This window comes from Pseudomonas sp. LBUM1659 (assembly GCF_059716045.1).
Window position 1 is genome coordinate 552191 of the sequence record NZ_CP166797.1, and the last position, 25123, is coordinate 577313.

A 25123-nucleotide genomic window follows, 5' to 3' on the forward strand; every position below is an offset into this window, starting at 1 on the left:
TTCGCGTGCACAGACCATGGACGGTTTGGACATCGCGCTTCATTTCCTCTTTGCTTAAGGATAAGCGTATGTTCCAGTCGGCCAATACGGCGCATTTTTCGCTGCACATCCCCGCGGTTCGCAACGATTTCAAAGTCCTCGCCTTTGACGGTGCAGAGGCCATCAGCGCCTTGTACGCGATCCGCGTTGAACTGGTCAGCGAACACCCGGATTTCGATCTGGAGAGTCTGCTCAGCCAACCCGCGTTTCTTCAGTTTGGCCTGAACGGCGAAGGCCTTCATGGCCGGATCGAAGACGTATTCGTCGGTGAGGCCGGCAAGCGCCTGACCCGTTATCACCTGACGCTAGTGCCGGCGCTGCATTACTTGCAGTTCAGCCACAATCAGCGGATTTTCCAGCACCTGACGGTGCCGCAAATCATCGCTCAGGTATTCAAAGGCCACGGCATTCAGGCCGATGCCTTTACCTTCCATGTCAGCACCAGTCCCGAGCGCGAATACTGCACGCAATATGGGGAAAGTGATTACGAACTGGTCCAGCGCCTGTGCGCCGAAGACGGCATCGCGTGGCATTACCAGCATTCACCGCAAGGCCATGTGCTGGTGTTCACCGACGACCAGACCTGGTTTCCCAAACTGGGCGAAACCGCTTATCAACAAGACTCCGGCATGGTGGCTGACGAACCGGTCGTCAGCCAGTTCTCGATGCGCTTCAGCACCCGCACCAGCACCACCACGCGCCGGCACTACGACTTCCAACGCCCGAGTCTGCTGCTGGAAAATCGCTTCACCGCCGAGTTCACTCCCGAGCTGGAAGACTACCGTTACCGGGTTCTGATCGATAACGAACAGCGCGGCAAACAACGCGTTCGCCAGGCCCTGGAGCGGCACCGTGCCGATTACCAGTTGATCGAGGGCCAGAGCGATCAGCCGAGCCTGCGCAGTGGTCACTTTTTTGACCTGACCAATCACCCCCGCAAAACCTGCAACGACTTGTGGCTGTTGCTCAGCGTGACGCACTCCGGAAAACAGCCTCAGTCACTGGAAGAGGCCATCACCAGCGACGTCAAACCTGAAGACGGCTTTACCCAAGGCTATCGCAACAGCTTTGGCGCCATTCCCTGGGACGTGTTTTACCGACCGTCAATGCACCCGCGCAAAACCGTGCTGGTCAGCCAGACCGCCCGCGTCACCGGGCCGGTTGGTGAAGAAATCTATTGCGATGAATATGGTCGCGTAAAAGTCGAATTTCCTTGGTGCAGGGCTGAACTCAACAGCGAAAAAAGCAGTTGCTGGCTCAGGGTGTCATCCAGTTGGGCCGGGGAGAGTTTTGGTTCGGTGACCATCCCGCGCATCGGCATGGAAGTCGTCGTCACCTACCTGGAAGGCGACCCCGACCAACCGTTGATCACCGGGTGTGTGGCCAACACCGTCACCTCAGTACCGTATGCGTTGCCCGAGCACAAAACCAAAACCGTCTTGCGTAGCCACAGCTCCCCGCACACCGGGGGTTACAACGAACTGTCGCTGGAAGACCGCGCCGGGCAGGAAAAAATTTACCTGCGGGCGCAGCGCGATATCGAGCAACTGATCCTCAACGACAGCGACATCCAGATCGGCAATGACCGTCGCGAACAGATCACTCGCGACAGCCACAGCCTGATCAGCAACGACCGTTTTGAGCAAGTCGACAATCACAGCGCCAGCCTGATCAAGGGCGACGAGTTGCACACCACCCAAGGTGTGCGCAACACGGTGATCGGCGGCAAGGAGTTGGTCTCGATCACCGGCAACAGCAGCACGACGGCCGGCGGCACGCTGGTGATTCAGGCTGGTTCACAGGCCTACGTCACAGCCGCCAACGTGGTAATTGATGCGGGGATGAGCTTGACGCTTGAGTGTGGCGGCCATCACATCGTGATCAACGCCGGCGGGATTTTCAGCAGCGTGGCCATTGTCGAGGGCGGGGCGCCGTTGGCCGGGATAGCTCCGGAGGCTGCTCGCTCATTGATCCCCGTGGCGCCACAGGCCCTGATTGCACCATCCCTGGTCGCGCAAAAACTGGCATTGACTCAGGCAGCACAACAGGCCGCACCGATCTGTGCCGTGTGTCAAAAACTGGTGGAGATGACGGCATGAGTCAGGCTTACCTGCTGTTGGATCGCGCCCAGATTGAACATCTGCCTGAGCGTCTGTTTGAGCTGGGGAGCACGACGTTTCAATCGCTCTATCAGACAACCGTCTATAGCCCATTGGAGGAAGCCGGGCCGGTACTGGTGCCTGTTGCGCCTGATAGCCCGCTGGCCCAGACCTTTTTTCGGGAGTGGAGCGCGACGTGTGGCCTCTGGCTGGCGTCAGAGGCGCAAGAAGATGTTGTGCTTGAGCATCTACGTAGCCTGATTCACGTTCGTGTCGAAGGGGATGTCACAGTCTTGTTCCGCTACCACGACCCTCGTATCGCAGCATTGTGGCTAGCGCAGTTACCCGCTGGCGAGCGTGATCGCTTGATGGGGCCGGTGCGACTGATCCGGCTCCCAGAACTGGATATCCATCAAGAAAACCCGGATCAACCCGCTGCAGCGTATGCGCAAGAGCCTTGGTTGATCCTGTCTGCGGAGCAACTGGAGCACTTGGGCACCGCCCAACGACAGCGCTTCGCCCAACAGTTGATCGAGCATTGCCAACAGTACTTTCCTGAATGCCTGCAAGGACTGGACGCTTTTGCACTGCAACAGTGGGCCTCTCACTGCCAGCACGCCGCCGCGCGTCACGGTTACAGCGCCATCGATGAAGTCCTGCTTTGGGCTCGATTCCACGCGGTGCTGGGCACTGACTTTCCCGATGCACCGGCTCACGCCGCTTACCGAAGCATGTTGGCCGAGCCCGGTGTCTCGCCCGAGCAACGGCTGGATAACCTCAATGCAGAACTGACGCGTCAGCAGCTCACCGGCAAGGAGTCCGGCGTATGAGCGCAGAAAAACTGGCGATGATCGACCGAGCCGCTCAGGCCGAACGCGCCGCCAAGGCTCAGCCTCACGTCGATATCAACAGCCCGATGGCGCCGTGCCCAGCCAGTCAGTCCGAGCTGTTCGTGGTGCCCGTGCGCTATGCCTTGGCTGAAGAAAAGGCCGACAGTCCTTGCTGCATTCCCGGCGTGATCACGCAAAGCCGTCCCATGGCGGCGCGTCGCTTGCGGGCCGGATTTGTTTATCTGTGGCAGGACCAAGGCCCCCTCAAACGGTATGCCGTCTCGCCGAATGGTTTGCTCAAAGAGCAAGCGCTCGACGCCGATGCGACCCTGGTACTCGACGGCACATTGACGGGTCTGGCTCTGGAAAAAATCCACGACGCGTGGATGCTCTACAGCGAGTTCCCATTAAACCCCGAGCACTGCCAATCGCTGATCGACAGCAGCGCCAAACGTCGTGAACACATGCGCCATGTGGCCTTGCGCACCGTGGCCAACGAACTGCAAGCCAAGCATTGCCCTCCGCTGGAAAAAGCCGTTGAGGTCATGGCCGAACTCATCCCTGGGACCTTCGCCCGGTCGATGAAAGAGGACCAGATACGGGACGCCGAGGACACCGAGGCGCTGGGCGCAACGCTGATGAAAGAGCCGACCCCGGTCAACATCAAGGCCTACACCGACACCATGCACCGCGCGCGTGAGCGCGAAAAAGTCCTCGCCCAACACCCGGAGGCCGGCGATCAACCGCCAGGCGAGTGGAGCGCCGAACCCTGGGACGGGCAGGGCACTCAGGATTGGTTGGACAGCGCCAAGGCACACGCCAAGGACCTTTTCCCCGTTTTTGCCTGCCTCGATGACGATCTGGGCGTGCTGCGTGATATCAATCATGAGCAGGAATGGATAGAAGCGAGTCACGAAAAGTGGCTAGGTGATAACAACCTGCGCCTGAGCATCGGTGGGTTTGTGCGCAGCCTGATCTCTGAAGATGGCGCCGAACTGGCCGGGTCCATCAGCTACCGCTACAAGGATCGCGACATCACCCTCACGCCCGAACAGGGTCAAGTCATGCTCGACACCCAGCATCGGCTGGATGAGGAACTCAAGGCCGAAACCCGGGCCCGTCAATACGGCGGCCAGCCCACTCCAACCGAAGCCGCCGCCCGCGATGCGCGTATCGCGGCCATCGTCGCCCCGGTACGGGCCTTTATTCCGGCGGACTTGTACAACGAGGTGGAATTCGTCGTCCGCGAATACCGCGCTGAAAAGCAGGCGAATCTCAACAACCACGCGTTCAGCGCCAAGGTCGGCGAATACATCGACCTCGAGGCGATGAATACCTGGTTCGCGCAGACCGCAGCGGCGCACTACCAGCAGATCGAACAGCGTCACACCGCGTTGTTTGCCGACCGTGGCGTGTACCTCAACCGCTCGCTCAGCGGCACCTGGTTTGTCGATTACCACGACCTGGAAACGCGGCATTGGCTGACCGAACTGGCCACCGGCTGCCTGACCGCCCAATGCCTGCGCGCCCAGGGCGCCGAGCAATATGCGGACTATGTGCGCGCAGCCGACGGCGGTGCCCTGAAACAACTGTTCAACGCCTGGACCCCTTCAATCGATACGGCCGTTAACAACACCTCTCGCCTGGGTGAGCTGATGGCGGCACTGGCCTCCGACAACATCAGCGCCACTCATCAGGCCTTGGCGCCGTTGAGCACGTTGGTACTGGACGACATCGCGGCCATGGCCCGGGATGTCAGCAGCCAATGGAGTGTGTTGGTCAACCGGTTGGCGGCGGCGCTGTTGTTGCTTAAGGCTGACGGCGCCTTCAGCCGCTCCTGGATGGGCGTCCTCATCGCCACCCGACTGGGCAGTAATACGCCTTTACGGCTTGTCATCGAGAACGGCCGGCAGGTATGGAAGTTGTTGGGGCAACAGGCCGAAGCACTGGGCGACTGGGCGAAGGCGACCGGGAAGGCCATTGGTGCGGGGCGTGTGGGACGGATTGTTAATTCGCCAGTTGTGGCCAATAGCGGCGGGTTGGTGCCGTTGGCGGCGTTGTTGTTGAACGTGCTGAATGCGCATAACTACTTGAGTCAGGCCGGGGTGTTGGAGGGGATGGGCAGCCGGCGGGTGAATGACACGGCTTCGGCGACGTTGTATGCGGCGGCGGCTTTGGTGGCGGTGGTTGATAATCAGGTGCGGAAGGGGTTGGGGGTTAAAGAAATTGGGAAGGGACGAACAATGGCCCCGACTCTGACGCTGTTTGGTGGGGTGATTGGTGCACTTTCCACTGGTGCAGCAATAAACGAATTCCAATCCCTGCAAAAACAAATGGAAAGCGCCCAAAACCGAGTCGATCCGTGGCTGGAGATGCGCCAGATCGTGGTCGGTGGGCAAGTAGCGGCCTTCGGCGCCCAAGCGCTGTTAGGGTTCGGTTACACCGCCCGCGCCTTGGCAGGTTCAATAACAGCCGAAGCTGCCATCTTACGTTACACGCTGTACATGGGGCCGGTGAACTGGCTCATTCTCGTGCTGGGTGTTCTGCACCTGATCACCGCGCTCTTGCAGCGAACCCCGCTGCAAAACTTCCTGAGCTTCTGCTGCTGGTCAAAAGAGCGGGCGATCGATCTGGAACCTATCTCGCCCAAAGCCCAACAGGACGAACTCGACCGGCTGTACTTCATCCTTTATGCGCCTCGGGTCAGCATGCAAAGCAACTCGGAGTCGACCACGGGTAATGGCTCTTCCGGCCTCGCATTCGTCAGCTCCATCAATGCCTTGACCATCGAATTGCCGGGCGCTGAACCCGGCAGTGTCTACCTGGAACTGAGCATGGTCGGTGATCCGGTGGACACCCAACGCTACCGTGATCTGATCAAAAACAGCCGTACTGATAACTACAAGCCGCCGCGTCCCTGGCGAGATATGGCGCCTCACTGGTTGTCGAACAGCACCTGTCAGTGGATACCGTTCAAGGAGGGGCAGGGCTTACGTCTGAGTGGCCCATTCAACCCGCTGAAGAACGTATTGGGCTCCACTCCCAGCACGGTTTCGCTGCGATTGCGTTATCGCACGCCATTGACCGCGATGCTCGGCGCTAGCACCTTTATCGGTGGTGAACGAGGGCTAGCGTTTACTTTGAACAACGCCACCGGCGTAATCGCGCTATGGGCGGACCCGACACCTGAGCTGGATCGGGTACCAAATTACCCGCTCGGCGAGGACCACCCCGGCGCCATTTACTTGCAACCCAAGGAGAAGCGATGAGCACGCCAGCGGCAGGCCCCACGAAAAAAAGGATATTTTCGCGCAACGATTACCTGGCGCCATTGCCGATTCCTACCGGAGAAAAACCGCAGGACGTGCTCAACACCATCTGGCGCAAGAACGAGGTGTTTCTCGATATTGGCAACTACAGCATCGGTTCGGCGGTGATGGTCATGTGGCCGACGCTGATGGTGTTTTTACTTATGGGTTACATCACCCCTGAGCCTGGAATGATCTGGATTGGGGCATTGATCATCATTGGTATCCCTTCAATGATCTTGATCCAAGGCCTCTTCCGCGAAGTGCCCTTACCCGTGCGCTTCAATCGACAACGCCGAGAAGTTTGCGTACCCCGCGACGACGGCGAGTACTGGATCGTCCCATGGGAAACCGTGACGGCCGCCGCCACCCAGCACTCGTCGGTCAGCCAGGCCGGTAAAGCCACGATGGGTTTACTGATCATTGGTTTCGAAAACCCTGACCCGCAGGCCAAGGAAGATAACAAGCATTTTTCGCTGGGCTTCAACTGCGGCGGCGGCACCACGGCCATGGCGTTGTGGGAGTGCATGCGCAGCTACATGGAGATTAGTCCGGAGGCGGTCCCTGAAAGTCGAGTTGGCCTTGCACCCTACGAAGAAACGCAAATTGGTTCGATCATCACCGACTTGCGCAAGGGCAACTTGTTAGGCGTTTTATGGGGAATATTTTGCATTACGATTTTGGGGACGTACTTGGCGGAGAAGCTGCAGGATTTGAAACTTTCTCATCCGCCAGACCTGCCCTATCCCGACATCATCGAATGGTCAAAACCCTTACCCCCCGAGCAGTGGGCCAAACGCTCCCCGGAACTGGAAGAGGCCATCGCCAAACGCGAGGCTGAACTGGCGGCGCAGGCGGAACAAGCGTTGCTTATGGAACAGTCTTAAAACGCTAATGACCCAACTTCCCGCTTTACCAACTCCCGGACATGGCGATCTACCGGACTACGACGTGTGCCTCCCGGCGCACCTGCGCCCCGACGCCGATCGTTTGATCCGCTATCTGCACGAATTGCCACATCGGCGAGTGAAGTACTGCCCCTAGTGTGGCAATACCAACGTGACCCTCCATAACAATCGCGGCCGACAACGGCTCCCGCGTTACTACTGCGGTTCCTGTCGCAAGGGTTGCAACAGTTTGAGCGATTCTCCCTTTGCACTCCTGCGCCGGATGGAGATGTGGTCAACGTTTGCCGTGTACCTGCTGGCCGGTTGGTCCAGCGTCCAGATAGCGCCGCGTTTGGGGGTGAACCATAAGGTCTACTTCAGCTGGGGGCAGGCGGTTCGGGAGGTGATGACTGAGGAGTGCCCTGATTTGCATCAGTGGTGGACAACACGCCATTCACGGGAAAACCTGCTACCGCCCGAACACATTGCAGCGCAACAGCAAGCGGTCATCACCTGGATCGAGACGACGTTGAATGCACAGCACGCGATGTGCCCAAGGTGTGGGGGAACGCGGACCTATCGAATTAAAGGTGTTCGTCCGAAGTTCAAGTGCGATCCCTGCGTGACCTGCTTTTCCATTCTGTCCGGGACACCGCTGGTCGGGATGATTCGACCTGAGCTCTGGATCGATTTCGTGAAAGGGGTGATGGATGGCCAAAGTATCCCGGACCTGAAACGGCGCTCAGGGCTGGGCATGGGCGGCAGTACACGCTGGCGTGAGCAGTTTCTATTGCTTATCGATCAACTGGGGCACTCTGAACTGTTGCAATGGATCACTTGGATGCGCAGTCGTCGTAATAACGAAGCGGTCAACTTTGTGCGCCGGGGAGGGTATCTGGACAAGGCGACACGCTCCGTCTATCCGCAAGGAACACGAAAGGGCAGGTTTGTTTCGCAAGATTAGGCGCCGCGAAGGCTACGATCTTTGATTTGTCGCATGTCCGCAATACGTGTAGGACTGCTCCCATTGTGGCGCGAGCGCTTGCTCCCTCTGGGCTGCGAAGCAGCCCTAAACCCTGACGCCCCATTCTTACAGGCACACTGCAGTGTCCGGTTTACGACGGCTGCGCCGCCGAACGGGGGCAAGCCCCCTTGATGGCCTGCACCAGCCTGCCCGACTACGCCGAGAACGACATCAATACCGTCACCAATATTGCGCGGATCATGGTCCAGGATGTAAGCGATGTGTTTCGGGTGATTGAGCAGCGCGGATTTGAAACGCCCAAAAATCAGTAGCCAATTGTCAGTCATAAAAAACCCGCATTTCTGCGGGTTTCTTAATACTGTTACAGCGCTGCGATCTTTTGCTTTTAAGGCCGGGCTTTAAGTTGCTCCTCCGCTGCCTTCGCCAGACCCGGTGGCAGGAAGTCCTTGTCGGGGTTGTAGTCGGCCTTGAGGTAACGCTTCAGGTCTTCCAAATCCCCCGGGCTCAGGGTACCGGCCTGCTGTTTCAGGCGCAGGTTGTCGAGGATGTAGTCGTAGCGGGTGTTGTTGTAGTCGCGTACCGAGGTGTACAGCGAACGCTGCGCATCCAGTACGTCGACGATGTTGCGTGTCCCCACCTGATAACCGATTTCGGTCGCTTCCACCGCACTCTGGTTGGAGATGATCGACTGCTTGCGCGCCTGCACCTGATCAACGTCAGTGTTCACTGCGCGGTGCAGATTGCGGGTGCTTTCCACGATCTGCCGACGCAGCGCTTCGCGTTGCTGCTCGGTCTGATCCAGCTGTGCATACGATTGACGCACCTGGGAGGTGGTCAGGCCGCCGCTGTAGATCGGGATGTTCAGTTGCAGGCCCAGGGTCGTTTGCTCGACGTTGCCACTGTACGGTTGACCAATGAAGTTCGGGTTGCTGAACCCCAGTGCGTCGTTGTCACCTTTTTCGTATTTCGCCACAGCGTCGACCGTCGGTAAATGACCGGCCTTGCGCTGCTTGAGGGTTTCTTCGGCGGCACTCACCGCGTAGTTGCTGGCCAGCAAATTCAGGTTCTGTCTGGCCGCCGTATCGACCCAGGCTTTGGCATCGTTCGGTGACGGTGGCAAGATCGGCAGGCTATGGGTGACGCCCCAGATCGACTGGTACTGACGGTTGGTCAGAGTGATCAGTGCTTCAAACGCGTCATCGACCTGGCGCTGTGCAACGATTCGGTTGGCGCGTGCGGTGTCGTAGCTGGCTTGTGAGTTGAGCACGTCAGTCTTGTCCGACAGGCCGACATCGAAACGTTCGTTGGACTGGTCGAGCTGGCGTTTGAACGCCGCTTCTTCGGCCTTGGTCGACGCCAGGTTGTCCTGGGTGCGTAGCACGTTGAAGTAATTTTCAGCGGTCTGCAGGATCAGGTTTTGCTCGGTGGCCGAGAGTTGCAGGGCAGCCTGTTCGTTGACGTCCTTGGCGGCCTGGAACTGGAACCAGCGATCAGCACGGAACAGCGGCTGCGCCAGGGTGGCCTGATACGAATTTGCAGCGCGATTGGTCGTCGACGAAGGCTGATCTATCGAGGTGCGAACGTTAGCCAGTTCGGCACCGCCCGAAAGATTGGGCAGCAGGCCGGCACGGGCCTGGGGCACGACTTCTTTCTGTGCACCGTATTGAGCGATGGCCGCCGCGAGGTCGGCGTTGTTGGCCTTGGCTTCCTGGTAGACGCTGACCAGATCGTTTTTGTTTGATACGGGCGCTTCTGCTGCCCAGGCCATTCCATTGGACGCACAAGACACGGCAATGGCCAGTGAGAGTTTGCGCAGCATAGGCGTTCCCTAGAATTAATATTACACAAATAATTTGAGCGCCAAGGCTAAGGCGCGGCACGTACCACGTCAATGCATGGCTTGGCGTAGCGAGTGTAGTTGTGCACGAGGGCGTGAACAATCCGGAATGCGCCATTCATCATGGTGTTTGCAGCGGTATTGGCGTTCTCTGCCAGTTGTGTCTAGACTGGCCGGGTTCTTGTCGGGGTGCCTTGCTATGAGGCTGAGATCGAATAATTTCGGATCCCGTTGAACCTGATCAGGTTAGCGCCTGCGTAGGGAACAAGATTTCTCGTCACCCGGCGAGTCCTCTTGTGCTTCGTCCGGGATGTTGTTCGACAATCGAACACCCCTCGAGCACTGAGCACAGCACCAACAGCGCCGTTATGGCTGATTGGCTGCGTCCATTCGTTACAGGTTCACTCCGACAAAATTCCACTGCCTGGATGCTGTCTGGAGAGCCCGTGATGACGATAAAACCAAAAAATACGACGAACCTGAGTGATTCGGCCCAAGTCGATCAACAGTCGGTTCAGCCGTTTACCCGCTCGCAAAAAATCTATGTTCAGGGCTCACGTCCCGACATCCTCGTGCCCATGCGCGAAATCAGCCTGGATGTGACCCCGACCGATTTCGGCTGTGAAATCAACGCGCCGGTGGTTGTGTACGACACCTCGGGTCCGTACACCGACCCCAATGTCATCATCGACGTGCGCAAAGGCCTGGCCGATGTGCGTTCACCGTGGATCGAGTCCCGTGGCGACACCGAACGCCTGCCTGGCTTGAGTTCGAACTTCGGCCAGGAGCGCCTCGCTGATGCCGAACTGACCAAACTGCGCTTCGCCCACGTCAACAATCCGCGCCGCGCCAAGGCCGGGGCTAACGTCAGCCAGATGCACTACGCCCGCCAAGGCATCATCACCGCCGAGATGGAATACGTCGCCATCCGCGAAAACATGAAGCTGGAAGTGGCGCGCGCCGCCGGCCTGCTGGACCAGCAACACGCCGGCCACAGCTTCGGCGCCAGCGTGCCGAAAATCATCACCCCCGAATTCGTCCGTGACGAGATCGCCCGCGGTCGCGCGATTATTCCGGCCAACATCAACCACACCGAACTGGAACCGATGATCATCGGCCGTAACTTCCTGGTGAAGATCAACGGCAACATCGGCAACAGTGCGCTGGGTTCGTCCATCGAAGAAGAAGTGGCGAAGCTGACCTGGGGCATTCGCTGGGGTTCGGACACGGTCATGGACTTGTCCACCGGCAAACACATTCACGAAACCCGCGAATGGATCATCCGTAACTCACCGGTGCCAATTGGTACGGTGCCGATTTATCAGGCGCTGGAAAAAGTCGGTGGCGCTGCCGAAGATCTGACCTGGGAGCTGTTCCGCGACACGCTGATCGAGCAGGCCGAGCAGGGCGTCGACTACTTCACCATCCATGCCGGCGTTCTGCTGCGTTACGTGCCGCTGACCGCCAAACGCGTGACCGGTATCGTTTCCCGTGGCGGCTCGATCATGGCCAAGTGGTGCCTGGCGCACCACAAGGAAAACTTCCTCTACACCCATTTCGAAGACATCTGCGAAATCATGAAGGCCTACGACGTCAGCTTCTCGCTGGGCGATGGCCTGCGTCCGGGCTCGATTGCCGACGCCAACGACGCCGCACAATTCGGCGAGCTGGAAACCCTCGGCGAGCTGACCAAGATCGCCTGGAAACACGACGTGCAGTGCATGATCGAAGGCCCGGGTCACGTGCCGATGCAGTTGATCAAAGAGAACATGGACAAGCAGTTGGAGTGCTGTGACGAAGCGCCGTTCTATACGCTCGGTCCGCTGACCACCGACATTGCACCGGGTTACGACCACATCACCTCGGGGATCGGCGCGGCGATGATCGGCTGGTTCGGTTGCGCCATGCTCTGCTACGTGACGCCGAAGGAACACTTGGGCCTGCCGAACAAGGATGACGTGAAGACCGGGATCATCACCTACAAGATCGCCGCGCATGCCGCCGATCTGGCCAAAGGGCATCCGGGCGCACAGATTCGCGACAATGCCTTGAGCAAGGCGCGGTTCGAATTCCGTTGGGAAGACCAGTTCAACCTCGGTCTGGATCCGGACACCGCCCGTTCGTATCACGATGAAACCCTGCCGAAGGATTCGGCCAAGGTCGCGCATTTCTGCTCCATGTGCGGGCCGAAATTCTGCTCGATGAAGATCACTCAGGAAGTCCGTGAATACGCGGCCAACCAGCGGATCGAAACCGTGGATGCCGAGGTCGCCCAGGGATTGGCGGAACAGGCTGAACGGTTCAAGCAGGAAGGCAGTCAGCTGTACAAGAAGGTTTGATCGACCCCGCGCCAGTCCTTCCAGGCTGGCGTAGCTTTTGTAGGAGCAAGGCTTGCCCGCGATAGCGCTCTTGAGATCGCCATCGCGGGCAAGCCTTGCTCCTACAGAAAGTGAAGATCTACACAACAACAAATGTCCCTCTGAGATAACACCCTTGAGCATTCAACCGAGTACATATTCCCCCGACATCGCCGTGCCAACTGACAAACGCGTCTTCGGCGGCCGCGATCTGTTTTCCCTGTGGTTCTCCCTCGGCATCGGCTTGATGGTGCTGCAGACCGGCGCACTGCTCGCGCCAGGCCTGGGCCTGTCCGGTTCGTTGCTGGCGATCTTCCTTGGCACCCTGGTCGGCGTTTTGCTGCTGGCCGCCGTCGGCGTGATCGGCAGCGACACCGGTCTGTCGTCGATGGCTGCGCTCAAACTCAGCCTCGGCAAACGTGGCGCGAGCTTGCCGGCCGTGCTGAACCTGCTGCAACTGATCGGTTGGGGGTCGTTCGAAATCATCGTCATGCGTGACGCTGCCAGCCTGCTGGGCACGCGGGCATTCAGCGAAGGCCTGCTGGCGAACCCGTTGCTCTGGACGTTGTTCTTCGGCGCCTTGGCGACCTTGCTGGCCGTCAGCGGTCCGTTGACATTCGTGCGGCAAATCCTGCGCAAGTGGGGCATCTGGCTGTTGCTGGCCGCGTGCATCTGGCTGACCTGGAACCTGTTTGCCAAAGCCGATCTGGCCGCGTTGTGGGCGCAGGCCGGTGATGGTTCGATGCCGTTCGCCGTAGGTTTTGACATTGCCATCGCGATGCCGCTGTCCTGGCTTCCGCTGATCGCCGACTATTCGCGTTTCGGCAAGCGTGCGAAAAACGTCTTCGGTGGAACGGCGCTGGGCTTCTTTATCGGCAATTTCTGGCTGATGAGCCTGGGCGTGGCTTACACCCTGGCGTTCGCGCCGAGCGGTGAAGTGAATGCCTTGCTGCTGGCGCTGGCCGGTGCCGGCCTGGGCATTCCGCTGTTACTGATTCTGTTGGACGAGTCGGAAAACGCCTTCGCCGATATTCACTCGGCCGCCGTCTCCAGCGGGATATTGTTGCGCTTGAAAGTCGAGCACCTGGCGTTGGCCATCGGCGTGATCTGCACACTGATCGCGTGCCTGGCGCCGCTGGCCCAGTACCAGAACTTCCTGCTGTTGATCGGTTCGGTGTTTGCGCCGCTGTTTGGCGTGGTGCTGGTGGATCACTTCATCGTGCGCAAACGTTCGGCTCAAGTGGCGTCAGCCGCGTTGCGCTGGCCGGCATTGCTCGCCTGGTTGGGCGGGGTGAGCACCTATCATTTGCTGGCCAATCTGTATCCGGACATCGGCGCAACCCTGCCGTCGTTGATTCTGGCAGGGCTGCTGCAGCTGGTGCTGGGTCGAGCCTTCAGCTACGGCCGGGAAACAGCTCGGGCTTGATGATGCCGTTCAAGCGCGGGTAAGGGATCTTCAGTTCGATATGGCCCAGCGCGTAAGGCGCGATGGTGCTGGTTTCGTACTTGAGGATCACCCCGCCGTAGGTCAGCGCCACGTTCTGGGTTTTCTGAAACGGCCAGCTTTTCACGAACTCCGGTTCCTGATCGAGCTTGGTGCGGATCAGCCAGCTGTTGTGCGCGACTTGCGCCGCCTTCCAGAACGCTTCTTCCTGACCTGGAATCAGCATGTCAGACAGCGTCAACACTTTGTGCTGCTGACGTGAATAGTTGATAAAGCCGCGGCCCGGTGTGCCATGAGCGCCGCCGGTGTCCAGGTAGCTGGAAAATTCGACGATCACCAAGCCGTCATGCTGTTCACGTACTTTGGCTTGCAGGTAACTGCTGGAGCGCGGACTGGCTGTGCGCAAAAACTCGTCACGATAGGCCGTCAGCGTAGGTGCCACTGGGGCGTCCGGTGAGGTGCGGGTCAATTGCAGCAGGCGTTTTTCGACGATACCGTCCAGTTGCGGTTCGGTGGGAAAGCGCAGTGTATCGATGTTCACCAGCGGGCATTCAGATGTGGTGCAACCCGGTTTCAGGGTTTCGGTGGCGTCGCGGGTGGTTTCCAGCGGCGCCCGGTAGCTGGGCTGAAACAGGCTCTGGCAGGCGCCCAGCGTCAGGGCGATAGCGGCCACGGAGGCAATTTTAAAAAGCGACATGGGCGTCCTTTGTAAAACAGGGAAAGGCAAAAAGTTATCCGCTTCGACTATCAACGAAGCAGTCAGTTCGCCACTAAGCTAATTAGAGTTGGTTTCGCCCTCACCGTCTATCCCGCTGAAGGGAAAGGGGCTGCATCAAATGTCGCAGGCGCGTTAGGATGGCGCGAAGTCGAGGTTGCAAGTAACAAAAAGGAGCCTCGTAACGGATTTGCAGTAAAGAGGATTGTCATGACTGATTTTGCCAACGCCATTCCGACCGCCGTCGATATCCTTCGGCGCGAAAAGTGCTACGAGGGCTTTTATAAGCTCGACCGTGTGCACTTGCGCCACGAACTGTTCGCGGGTGGTATGAGTCGTGAGATCAATCGTGAAGTGTTCGTGCGCCACGATGCGGTGTGCGTGCTGCCTTATGACCCGCAGCGCGACGAAGTGGTGCTGATCGAGCAATTTCGTGTCGGTGCCATGGGCAAGACCGACAACCCTTGGCTGATCGAACTGGTCGCTGGTCTGATCGACAAGGAAGAAGTGCCGGAAGAAGTTGCTCACCGCGAAGGGCAGGAGGAAGCTGGGCTTGTGTTCGGGGCGCTCTGGCCGATGATCAAATATTTCCCGTCGCCGGGCGGCAGCAATGAATTCGTGCACCTGTTCCTGGGGCGTTGCGACACGAACGGGGTTGGCGGCCTGCATGGGCTGGAGGAAGAAGCTGAAGATATCCGCGTCACGGTCTGGGCGTTCGAAGATGCCTTGCAAGCCGTACGTGATGGACGAATTGCCAACGCGGCCAGCATCATTGCCTTGCAATGGTTAGCTTTAAACCGCGCTGAAGTGAGGGGGCTATGGTCGTAAACAAGCTGCGCGATCGTTATAGGGTGGACCTTGCGGGGCTGCAAGCTTCCTGCGAGGCGAACTACGCGCGCTTGATGCGATTGCTGCCAGACATGCGCGACGAGCCGGCGGCGCGGCGCATTGCCGTCACTCACGGCGAACAGATGCTCGGCGTGCTGGCGCTGGAAGTGTTGCAAGTCTGTCCGTACACCACGACCCTGCAAGTGCGCCAGGAGCACAGCCTGCCCTGGCTGCCGATACCGCAACTGGAAGTGCAGGTCTATCACGACGCCTGCATGGCCGAAGTCGTCAGCGCCGAACATGCACGGCGTTTTCGCGGCATCTATCCTTACCCGAACGCGTCGATGCACCAGCCGGACGAAAAGGCTCAGCTGAACATGTTTCTGGGCGAATGGCTGAGCCACTGTTTGGCTTGCGGGCACGAATACGCCGTTGTTCGTTGAGCGCCCTATCTCCCAAAAAAGAGCATATTTGGGAAATAGGACGCTAGGTGTGAACTGCGTCAGGTTCACAGGTTTCCCCTTTTGAGCGTCCCCCAGCATAATTGCGGCACCCATCCACACCCGTGATTCAGTCCTGGGAGAACGCCTTGCCGAGCGTATCCACATTGACCACCGCCGATTCGGCGTTGCTGGTGCAACTCTCCGACAGCCATTTGTTCGCCGAAGCGGACGGAACGTTGCTGGGCATGAACACCCGGGACAGCCTGCAAAAAGTCATCGAGTTGGTGCAGCTTCAGCAGCCGCACATCGACTTGGTCATCGCCAGCGGTGATCTGTCTCAGGACGGGACGCAGGAGTCCTACCTGCAGTTCCGCGAGCTGACCCGTCAGCTCGATGCGCCAGCGCGCTGGATTCCCGGCAATCACGATGAGCCACAGATCATGGCCGAGGCGGCGGTGCAGAGCGCATTGCTGGAGCCGGTGGTGGATGTCGGTAACTGGCGGGTCACGTTGCTCGATTCCGCCGTGCCGGGTTCGGTGCCGGGGTATTTGCAGGATGAGCAGTTGCAGTTGTTGGCTCGGTCACTGAGTGAGGCACCGGAGCGGCATCATCTGGTGTGTTTTCACCATCATCCGGTGTCGATTGGCTGTGCCTGGATGGAGCCTATCGGGTTACGCAACCCTGAGGCGCTGTTTGCGGTGCTCGATCGTTTTCCGCAGGTGCGGGCGGTTTTATGGGGGCATGTGCATCAGGAGATTGATCAGGTGCGCAAAGGCGTGCGCCTGATTGCCTCGCCGTCGACCTGCATTCAATTCGAGCCGGGCAGTGATGATTTCAAGGTCGGAAATCAGGCGCCGGGGTATCGCTGGTTGCGGTTGTTGCCGGATGGGCAGCTGGAAACCGGTGTGGAGCGCGTCACTGGATTCGATTTTCAGGTCGACTACGGTTCCAACGGGTATTGATGGTTGTGGTCTTGGCGGCCTTCGGGCCGACCATGTTGTGGTTGGCGGGGTACATATCCATTTCTGCGGTAACGGCCGCTGGCGGTTTCGCCCTTACGGCGAGGCACTTTTTTCAAACGCCAAAAAAGTACCCAAAAAGGCTCGCCCCAAGCGTCCGGCCCCTCGCCAAGGCTCGGCGTTCCTTCGCTCCGGTATCCATCCGGGGACACTGCCCTCCGGTCTGCTTCGCGACGACCTACATGCAGCGTGTTCGACTGCGTCGAACGGCGCTACGCGCCACTCCCCGGATGAACACCTCCACTCAGCCTCCCGACGGGGCGGGCAGATCAAAAGCAGGCGAGCTAACGCTCGGCCTATTGAGTGGTGAGAAGCGGCGGGTGTACGCCGATCTATCGTAGGAGCCTGGCTTGCCAGCGATGGCGGCCTGACAGCCGACCAATCTCTATCAGTTGTACCCAGTTCAAAATGTGGGAGCGAGCCTGCTCGCGAAGGCGGCCTTACTGACGACGCTGTTTAATGGTCAGCAAAAGTTTCGGAACCTTCCCACGAAGTTTTCAGGTTGCCCGTCAGACGTAGCATCTCTAGCCTTTTGCCTGTCGCTGACACATTCAGCGATCGGGCTTCGCGGCCCTATGAACCGAGGCATAATCGCCGCGCTTTACAGCAGCACTTTCGGGTGTCTGTCGTTTTGTGTCATGGCGGCTGTGCGTGGGATACCTTCGGGTATGCCGATGCTCAGTTCTCGGTCCGCGAACCCGCGTACAGCTGCCACCTGGAAACCGTACTATGAGTCCTATCTGGCCAGAGGCTTGGCAAAAACCCAAGCCCTGGTCATCCTCGCCCGCAAGCTATGCCGAGTGGCATTCGCCCTCATGAAAAACCAAAGCGAATATCAGCCGAATTTACGGCTGCAGGGTTCCCCTGCAACATAGAATCTCCCACAGGTGATCTGTGAACGACGCAGATCCAATGTGGGAGTCTGCTCGCGATGGCTCCCTCAAAGGCACCACAAACTCCAAGGATATCCCCGATCCCCCGATCCCCCGACTCCCTGTAAACTGCGCCTCTTTACCCGACGCACAGGGAGCTCAAATGTCTGGTTCGATCCTTTATATCCACGGTTTCAACAGCGCGCCTTCGTCGAAAAAGGCTACCCAGTTGATGCAGGTGATGGACCGACTCGGCCTGAGCGATCAACTGCGCGTTCCGGCCTTGCATCACCACCCGCGCGAGGCCATCGGTCAGCTGGAGCAGGCGATTGAAGAGCTGGGGCGGCCACTGCTGGTCGGCAGCTCACTCGGCGGCTACTATGCGACTCACTTGGCCGAACGCCATGGCCTCAAGGCTTTGCTGATCAACCCGGCCGTCAGCCCGCACCGGATGTTCGACGGGTTTTTGGGAACGCAGAAAAACCTGTATACCGATGAGGCCTGGGAATTGACCCACGACCACGTGACGGCCCTGGCCGAGCTGGAAGTGCCGGCGCCCCAGGACCCGCAGCGGTATCAGGTGTGGTTGCAGACCGGTGACGAAACGCTGGACTATCGCCTCGCCCAGCAGTATTACCGGGCCTGTGCCTTGCGCATCCAGGCCGGCGGCGACCATAGTTTCCAGGGTTTTGCCGGGCAATTGCCGGCCATGCTGAGTTTTGCCGGTATCGGCGCAGATTTGTATCAGGTGATCGATTTCACTGCACTGTGAGTCGTCGCCTCTATTTCACCGAACAATTTTTTACAGGCGGACGACGAGACCCCATGGCCACTCCCAGCGCTAGCTCTTATAACGCAGACGCCATCGAAGTCCTCTCGGGCCTCGACCCGGTGCGTAAACGCCCCGGCATGTACACCGACACCAGTCGGCCGAACCACCTCGCCCAGGAAGTCATCGACAACAGCGTCGACGAAGCCTTGGCCGGGCATGCGACATCGGTGCAGGTCATCCTGCACGCCGACCACTCCCTGGAAGTCAGCGATGACGGCCGTGGCATGCCGGTGGACATTCACCCGGAAGAGGGCGTTTGCGGGGTCGAGCTGATCCTCACCAAGCTCCATGCGGGCGGCAAGTTTTCCAACAAGAACTACCAGTTCTCCGGCGGTCTGCACGGGGTGGGTATTTCGGTGGTCAACGCCTTGTCGACCGAAGTCCGGGTGCGCGTCAAGCGTGACGGCAACGAATACCAGATGACGTTCGCTGACGGTTACAAGAAAACCGAGCTGGAAGTGGTCGGCACCGTCGGCAAACGCAACACAGGTACCAGCGTGTTCTTCGCGCCGGACCCGAAATACTTCGATTCGCCGAAATTCTCCATCAGCCGCCTCAAGCACGTGCTCAAGGCCAAGGCTGTGTTGTGCCCGGGGCTGCTGGTCAGTTTTGAAGACAAGGCCACCGGTGAAAAAATCGAGTGGCATTACGAAGACGGCTTGCGCTCCTATCTGGTCGACGCGGTCAGCGAATTCGAACGCCTGCCGGACGAGCCGTTCTGCGGCAGCCTGGCCGGTAATAAAGAAGCGGTCGACTGGGCGCTGCTGTGGCTGCCGGAAGGTGGCGACTCGGTTCAGGAAAGCTACGTCAACCTGATCCCGACGGCCCAGGGCGGTACGCACGTCAATGGCCTGCGCCAGGGCTTGCTCGATGGGATGCGCGAATTCTGTGAATTCCGCAGCCTGCTGCCACGCGGCGTGAAGCTGGCGCCGGAAGACGTCTGGGAACGCATTGCTTTCGTGCTGTCGATGAAAATGCAGGAGCCACAATTCTCCGGCCAGACCAAAGAACGATTGTCGTCCCGTGAAGCGGCGGCGTTTGTTTCCGGTGTGGTCAAGGACGCTTTCAGCCTGTGGCTCAACGCCAACCCCGAAACCGGCATGCTGCTGGCGGAATTGGCGATCAACAACGCCGGCCGCCGCCTCAAGGCGAGCAAGAAGGTCGAGCGCAAACGCATCACCGCAGGGCCGGCGCTGCCGGGCAAACTCGCTGACTGCGCCGGACAGGACCCGATGCGCTCCGAGCTGTTCCTGGTGGAAGGTGATTCCGCCGGCGGTTCCGCCAAGCAAGCGCGGGACAAAGAGTTTCAAGCCATCCTGCCGTTGCGCGGCAAGATTCTGAACACGTGGGAAGTCGATGGCAGCGAAGTGCTGGCCAGCCAGGAAGTGCATAACATTGCCGTGGCCATCGGTGTCGATCCGGGCTCGGCGGACATCGCCCAGCTGCGTTACGGCAAGATCTGCATCCTCGCCGACGCCGACTCCGACGGTCTGCATATCGCCACGTTGCTGTGTGCGTTGTTCGTCCAGCATTTCCGCCCGTTGGTGGATGCCGGTCACGTCTATGTCGCCATGCCACCGCTGTACCGCATCGACTTGGGCAAAGAGATTTACTACGCCCTCGACGAAGCCGAACGCGATGGCATTCTGGATCGTCTGGTCGCCGAGAAAAAACGCGGCAAGCCGCAGGTCACCCGATTCAAAGGTCTGGGTGAAATGAACCCGCCGCAGCTGCGCGAAACCACCATGGACCCGAACACCCGGCGTCTGGTGCAGTTGACCCTGGACGATTTCGAAGCGACGTCGGAAATGATGGACATGCTGCTGGCGAAGAAACGCGCCGGTGACCGCAAATCCTGGCTGGAATCCAAGGGCAACCTGGCCGAGGTTCTTGGTTGATGCGGCGTGGCTTTGCCCTGGCGTGTTGTTTACTTCTGGCCCCGGTTCTGGCGTTTGCTGAACCGGCACCAGAATTGCGCGTGGTAGCCGAACATCCCGTCGACGGCATGCGAGGCGGCAACCTGTCAGGACTTGCCCAGTGCGGCAAGGACCTGTGGACGGTGTCCGATCGCGACGACGATCAAATCTACCGCCTCGATACCCGCGACACGGTCTGGCAGGCTGAAGCCGTGGGCATCGGTGTGCCTGCGGTGCCGGACAGCGGTTTGCCCTGGGGTTTGCGTTCGCGAGCCTGGGCGTCGTCGTTCGTGCGGGGCGGCGATCTGGATTTCGAAGCTATTACCTGTGACAACGCTGGCAATCGCTACATTGTCAGCGAAGCCCATGCGGCCGTCCTGCAAGTACCGCTGACGGGGCCGGCGACCTGGTTGAAAATCTCACCAATGCTGGTTCGTGAAGCGCGGGCCAGTGGCATGCTGTTGCAATTCAATGCGCTGTTTGAGGGCCTGGCGGTCAATCCGGCGGGTGATCAGATGTGGTTCGCTGCCGAGCGTCAAAGCCGCGGATTGTTGACGATCAAGCGCAAACAAACGGTGTGGGACTGCGACGGTGGCTGTGTGCTGCTAAGCGAAGCGGGCATGGAAATGCAGCCACCGCAATTTCCCAAGGCCAAACCGGTGCCCCGGGATTTTTCCGACGTGTCGTTGTTCAACGGCAAACTGTTCGCCCTTGAGCGCAACGCGTATCAGATTTGTCGCCGTGACCCGCAGACGGCCAAAGTCGAGCGCTGCTGGTCGTATGCGGCCGAGCTGTTGCAGGAAAACCGTCGTTATCCGCAGAAATATGGGTTGGAAGAAGCATTGATTGTGGACGCTGACGGCGCGTGGATCGGTGTCGATAACAACAGCGGTGCTCGCGTCGATGGTGAAAGTCGCCCGGTTGTCTGGCGTTTCGCCGCGCCTCAAGGTGGCTGGAGCGCCAAGCCGTGAGCCAGCAAACGCCGGGCAAACGCGCCGGCCGGGTCATGCTGGTATTGGCCTGGTGCGCCGCGCTGTTTCTGGCAACACGGTTTTTCGGGCAATGGGAGGCGCGTCAGCAAAACCCTAATGTCGTCGTCACCTCGGAGCAGGGTGAAGGGTTTATCGAAGTGAAACTGATCAGCAACCGCCAGGGGCATTTTGTCGCCAGCGGTGCTATCAACGGCCACCCAGTGGATTTTATGCTCGATACCGGAGCGACGGATGTATCAATTCCGGCCAGTGTGGCCGAGGGGTTGAAACTGGACAAAGGCTTTGGGGTGACCCTGAGCACGGCCAATGGTCTGAGCGAGGGCTATCGAACCCGCATCGACCGGCTGCAACTGGGCGACATTGTGTTGCGTGATGTTCGCGCGCTGGTTGCACCAGGCCTGGAAGGCAAACAGGTGCTGCTCGGCATGAGCGCACTGAACAAACTTGAATTTACTCAGCGCGGTGGCACCATGCTGCTGCGCCAGACAACGAACCGATGAGGCCCGCATGAGCGACTCCCTTGATCTCAGCCTGGACGGTGTAGAACGCCGGTCACTGGCTGACTTCACCGAAAATGCCTACCTCAACTATTCCATGTACGTGATCATGGACCGTGCCTTGCCGCATATCGGCGACGGCCTGAAACCGGTACAGCGACGCATCATCTATGCGATGAGTGAGTTGGGGCTGGACGCCGACTCCAAGCACAAGAAATCGGCGCGTACCGTCGGTGACGTGCTCGGCAAGTTCCACCCGCACGGCGATTCGGCCTGCTACGAAGCCATGGTTCTGATGGCCCAGCCGTTCAGCTACCGCTACACGCTGGTCGACGGTCAGGGTAACTGGGGTGCGCCGGATGATCCCAAGTCGTTCGCCGCCATGCGTTACACCGAAGCGCGCCTGTCGCGTTATTCCGAAGTGCTGCTCAGCGAACTGGGCCAGGGCACCGCGGACTGGGGCCCGAACTTCGACGGCACGCTCGACGAGCCGCTGGTGTTGCCGGCGCGTTTGCCGAACATCCTGCTCAACGGCACCACCGGCATCGCCGTGGGCATGGCCACCGACGTACCGCCGCATAACCTGCGCGAAGTCGCGACGGCGTGCGTGCGCTTGCTCGACGAGCCCAAAGCCACGATCGAGCAGCTCTGTGAGCACATCCAGGGCCCGGATTACCCGACCGAAGCGGAAATCATCACCCCGCGCGCCGACCTGCTGAAAATCTACGAAACCGGTCGTGGTTCGGTGCGCATGCGCGCCGTGTACCACATCGAAGACGGCGACATCATTGTCACCGCTCTGCCGCACCAGGTGTCGGGTGCCAAGGTGCTGGAACAGATCGCGGCGATGATGCAGGCCAAACCGTCCAAGGCGCCGCAGATCGCTGACCTGCGAGACGAATCCGACCACGAAAACCCATGCCGCATCGTGATCATTCCGGGCGCCCGCAAAAACTTCGACCACGATGCGTTGATGACACACCTGTTCGCCAGCACCGAGCTGGAATCGAGCTACCGGGTCAACATCAACATCATCGGCCTGGACGGCAAGCCGCAGCTGAAAAACCTGCGCGCGCTGCTGGTCGAGTGGCTGGAGTTCCGGGTGCAGACCGTGCGTCGCCGCCTGCAATTCCGTCTCGACAAAGTCGAGCGTCGCCTGCACCTGTTGGACGGTTTGTTGATTGCCTACCTCAACCTGGATGAAGTGATTCACATCATCCGCACCGAGGAGCACCCGAAAGCGGCGCTGATCGCGCGTTTCGCCCTGAGCGAAATCCAGGCGGACTACATTCTCGACACCCGTTTGCGTCAGTTGGCGCGACTGGAAGAAATGAAGCTGCGTGCCGAGCAGGATGAACTGCTCAAGGAACAAGCCAAGCTGCAAGCCTTGCTGGGCAGCGAAACCAAGTTGAAGAAACTGGTGCGCACCGAGCTGATCAAGGATGCCGAAACTTACGGCGACGACCGTCGTTCGCCTATCGTCGAGCGCGCCGAGGCCAAGGCCTTGACCGAGCACGATCTGCTGCCGAACGAGAAAGTGACGGTCGTGCTGTCGGAAAAAGGCTGGGTTCGCTCCGCCAAAGGCCACGAGATCGACGCTACCGGGCTTTCCTACAAGGCAGGGGACGGTTTCAAGGCTCTGGCGGCCGGGCGCTCCAATCAATTTGCGGTGTTTATCGACTCCACCGGTCGCAGTTATTCGGTGGCGACGCACACATTGCCGTCGGCCCGTGGCCAGGGCGAGCCGTTGACCGGCCGTCTGACGCCGCCGCCAGGGGCGAGTTTCGAATGCGTGCTGATGCCCGAAGACGATTCGCTGTACGTGATCGCGTCCGATGCCGGTTATGGTTTTGTGGTCAAAGGCGAAGATTTCCAAGCCAAGAACAAGGCCGGTAAAGCCCTGCTGAGCCTGCCGAACAACTCGAAGGTCATTCTTCCGCGCCCGGTAGCCGATCGCGAGAACAACTGGCTGGCCTCGGTGACGACCGAAGGTCGCCTGCTGATCTTCAAGATCAGCGACCTGCCACAATTAGGTAAGGGCAAAGGCAACAAGATCATCGGAATTTCCGGTGAGCGTGTGGCCAATCGCGAAGAATATGTCACGGACATCGCTGTTTTACCGGATGGCGCTACGTTGGTGCTTCAGGCCGGAAAACGTACCTTGTCACTGAAAGCAGACGACCTCGAACACTACAAAGGTGAGCGTGGGCGTCGTGGTAACAAGTTGCCACGCGGCTTTCAGAGGGTGGATGCGCTGCTCGTCGAAAACCTCAATTAAGTGTCCTAGAGCGCTCGATCTACGATTTAACGCGTAGATCGACGCTTTGGCGCTGGAGTCGGAACGCATATTCACGGATGATATGGCCTTTCAAGCGCCGGCGTGGCCGAGCGTTCTTCATATTTATTGAGTATTTTCACTGTGGTTAGCCTTGTGGCGGCCACCTGGATGGGACGATGACTGCTCTGCGCCTTCCTTTTATTTTGATGCTCGCTGGCGTTCTAGGCCTGGCGGGTTGCAGCGTTCACCAGCCGGTGTCGCTGTATCAACTGGACAGCGGAAGCCCGGTTCCGCCTGCGCAAAGCGCGGGCATGGCGGTATTGTTGGGTCCGGTAACGGTTGCCGATTACCTGCAACGCGAAACCCTGTTACAGCGTCAGCCCGATGGCAGTCTGCAAGCTGCCACGGACGGTCGTTGGGCGGGCAGCCTGTCCTCCGACATTGATCAGCTGTTGCTACGTCAGGTAGCCGGTCATCTGGATAGTCAGCGTGTTGTGCTGGCGCCTGCCACGACGGGTTTTACCCCGGATGTTCAGGTACTGCTGACGATTACTCGCCTGGACTCGGGTGTGTCGCAACCAGCAATCCTGGATGCGCAATGGCGATTGATCGACCGTCGTGGAAAGGTTCGCGATAACCGCATCATTCACCTGCAAGAACAGCACTCGGGCGGCACAGCGGCGCAGGTTCAGGCGCAAGGTGTGTTGTTGCAGCGTCTGGCGGAGCAGTTGTCGGTGGCGCTCAAGCCATTAGCCAACCAGCCAGCGATTGCTGACGTACCGCGTAAATCGGCTCCCAAACCTGCAGCGCCGGCAGCTGAGCAAGAGAAACAGCCGAAGATCCCGATGGCTTTGCCGATCCGGACCGATATGGAAGTGTTCAGGTTTTAAGCCTGGACTGATCCAAAGCAAAGCCCGCCTTGTGCGGGCTTTGTTGTTTCTGCAG

At 59.3% G+C, this 25123-nt stretch carries 18 protein-coding genes, 2 pseudogenes and 1 riboswitch; of the genes and pseudogenes, 18 read left to right on the forward strand and 2 right to left on the reverse strand.

The features are described from left to right. Positions 1–68: 68 nt before the first annotated feature. The 6 genes and pseudogenes from ACA048_RS02495 to ACA048_RS02520 all read left to right on the forward strand — a co-directional run. Complete coding sequence (locus ACA048_RS02495; protein ID WP_497627802.1) at positions 69–2138, forward strand: type VI secretion system Vgr family protein; 2070 nt, start codon at positions 69–71, stop codon at positions 2136–2138. Beyond that, positions 2135–2968, forward strand: a complete 834-nt coding sequence (locus ACA048_RS02500; protein WP_497627803.1) for a DUF4123 domain-containing protein — start codon at positions 2135–2137, stop codon at positions 2966–2968. Before ACA048_RS02495 ends, ACA048_RS02500 begins: the two co-directional genes overlap by 4 nt. Then, positions 2965–6237 (forward strand): toxin VasX, encoded by a 3273-nt coding sequence (locus ACA048_RS02505; RefSeq protein ID WP_497627804.1) that lies wholly within the window; start codon positions 2965–2967, stop codon positions 6235–6237. Before ACA048_RS02500 ends, ACA048_RS02505 begins: the two co-directional genes overlap by 4 nt. Continuing rightward, entirely contained in the window at positions 6234–7163 is a 930-nt protein-coding gene (locus ACA048_RS02510; protein WP_497627805.1) for a hypothetical protein, read from the forward strand. The genes ACA048_RS02505 and ACA048_RS02510 overlap by 4 nt, the downstream gene beginning before the upstream one ends. 250 nt (positions 7164–7413) lie before the next feature. Continuing rightward, a complete protein-coding gene (locus ACA048_RS02515; RefSeq protein ID WP_497627806.1) occupies positions 7414–8127 on the forward strand; it encodes a transposase in 714 nt (237 codons plus the stop codon). A 119-nt stretch (positions 8128–8246) separates the two neighbouring features. Beyond that, positions 8247–8459 (forward strand): annotated as a pseudogene (locus tag ACA048_RS02520) (fructose-bisphosphate aldolase); the annotation flags it as partial. 74 nt (positions 8460–8533) lie between these two features. Here ACA048_RS02520 and ACA048_RS02525 read toward each other — a convergent pair. After that, positions 8534–9967, reverse strand: a complete 1434-nt coding sequence (locus ACA048_RS02525) for a TolC family outer membrane protein (RefSeq protein ID WP_497627807.1) — start codon at positions 9965–9967, stop codon at positions 8534–8536. Positions 9968–10160: 193 nt separating this feature from the next. Next, positions 10161–10266, forward strand: a riboswitch (TPP riboswitch). Between the two features lie 168 nt (positions 10267–10434). Here ACA048_RS02525 and thiC point away from each other — a divergent pair. Beyond that, a complete protein-coding gene (gene thiC, locus ACA048_RS02530) occupies positions 10435–12324 on the forward strand; it encodes a phosphomethylpyrimidine synthase ThiC (RefSeq protein ID WP_497627808.1) in 1890 nt (629 codons plus the stop codon). Positions 12325–12478: 154 nt separating this feature from the next. After that, a complete protein-coding gene (gene cytX / locus ACA048_RS02535; RefSeq protein ID WP_497627809.1) occupies positions 12479–13768 on the forward strand; it encodes a putative hydroxymethylpyrimidine transporter CytX in 1290 nt (429 codons plus the stop codon). Here the strand turns inward: cytX and ACA048_RS02540 are convergent. After that, the gene (locus tag ACA048_RS02540; RefSeq protein WP_497627810.1) at positions 13737–14483 is read right to left on the reverse strand and encodes an RsiV family protein; all 747 of its coding nucleotides are present in this window, start codon (positions 14481–14483) and stop codon (positions 13737–13739) included. The two genes, cytX and ACA048_RS02540, sit on opposite strands and share 32 nt — an antisense overlap. Before the next feature lie 228 nt (positions 14484–14711). Here ACA048_RS02540 and ACA048_RS02545 point away from each other — a divergent pair, with 228 nt between their 5' ends. The 10 genes and pseudogenes from ACA048_RS02545 to ACA048_RS02590 all read left to right on the forward strand — a co-directional run bounded on the left by ACA048_RS02545 (position 14712) and on the right by ACA048_RS02590 (position 25068). Next, the gene (locus ACA048_RS02545) at positions 14712–15329 is read left to right on the forward strand and encodes an NUDIX domain-containing protein (RefSeq protein ID WP_497627811.1); all 618 of its coding nucleotides are present in this window, start codon (positions 14712–14714) and stop codon (positions 15327–15329) included. Beyond that, positions 15320–15772 (forward strand): DUF1249 domain-containing protein, encoded by a 453-nt coding sequence (locus ACA048_RS02550; RefSeq protein WP_027922011.1) that lies wholly within the window; start codon positions 15320–15322, stop codon positions 15770–15772. Before ACA048_RS02545 ends, ACA048_RS02550 begins: the two co-directional genes overlap by 10 nt. A 146-nt stretch (positions 15773–15918) precedes the next feature. Further along, positions 15919–16734 (forward strand): 3',5'-cyclic-AMP phosphodiesterase, encoded by an 816-nt coding sequence (gene cpdA, locus ACA048_RS02555; protein WP_497627812.1) that lies wholly within the window; start codon positions 15919–15921, stop codon positions 16732–16734. A 770-nt stretch (positions 16735–17504) separates the two neighbouring features. Continuing rightward, positions 17505–17666, forward strand: a pseudogene (locus ACA048_RS02560) (IS110 family transposase); the annotation flags it as partial. A gap of 160 nt (positions 17667–17826) precedes the next feature. Beyond that, positions 17827–18435 (forward strand): YqiA/YcfP family alpha/beta fold hydrolase, encoded by a 609-nt coding sequence (locus ACA048_RS02565; protein ID WP_497627813.1) that lies wholly within the window; start codon positions 17827–17829, stop codon positions 18433–18435. Between the two features lie 53 nt (positions 18436–18488). After that, entirely contained in the window at positions 18489–20393 is a 1905-nt protein-coding gene (parE, locus tag ACA048_RS02570; protein WP_497627814.1) for a DNA topoisomerase IV subunit B, read from the forward strand. Next, on the forward strand, positions 20393–21382 hold the full coding sequence (locus tag ACA048_RS02575) for an esterase-like activity of phytase family protein (RefSeq protein ID WP_497627815.1): 990 nt from the start codon (positions 20393–20395) through the stop codon (positions 21380–21382). The genes parE and ACA048_RS02575 overlap by 1 nt, the downstream gene beginning before the upstream one ends. Then, a complete protein-coding gene (locus ACA048_RS02580; RefSeq protein ID WP_497627816.1) occupies positions 21379–21903 on the forward strand; it encodes a retropepsin-like aspartic protease family protein in 525 nt (174 codons plus the stop codon). Before ACA048_RS02575 ends, ACA048_RS02580 begins: the two co-directional genes overlap by 4 nt. A gap of 7 nt (positions 21904–21910) precedes the next feature. Continuing rightward, complete coding sequence (gene parC / locus ACA048_RS02585) at positions 21911–24178, forward strand: DNA topoisomerase IV subunit A (protein ID WP_497627817.1); 2268 nt, start codon at positions 21911–21913, stop codon at positions 24176–24178. Between the two features lie 176 nt (positions 24179–24354). After that, entirely contained in the window at positions 24355–25068 is a 714-nt protein-coding gene (locus ACA048_RS02590) for a PqiC family protein (RefSeq protein WP_497627818.1), read from the forward strand. Positions 25069–25123 lie beyond the last annotated feature (55 nt).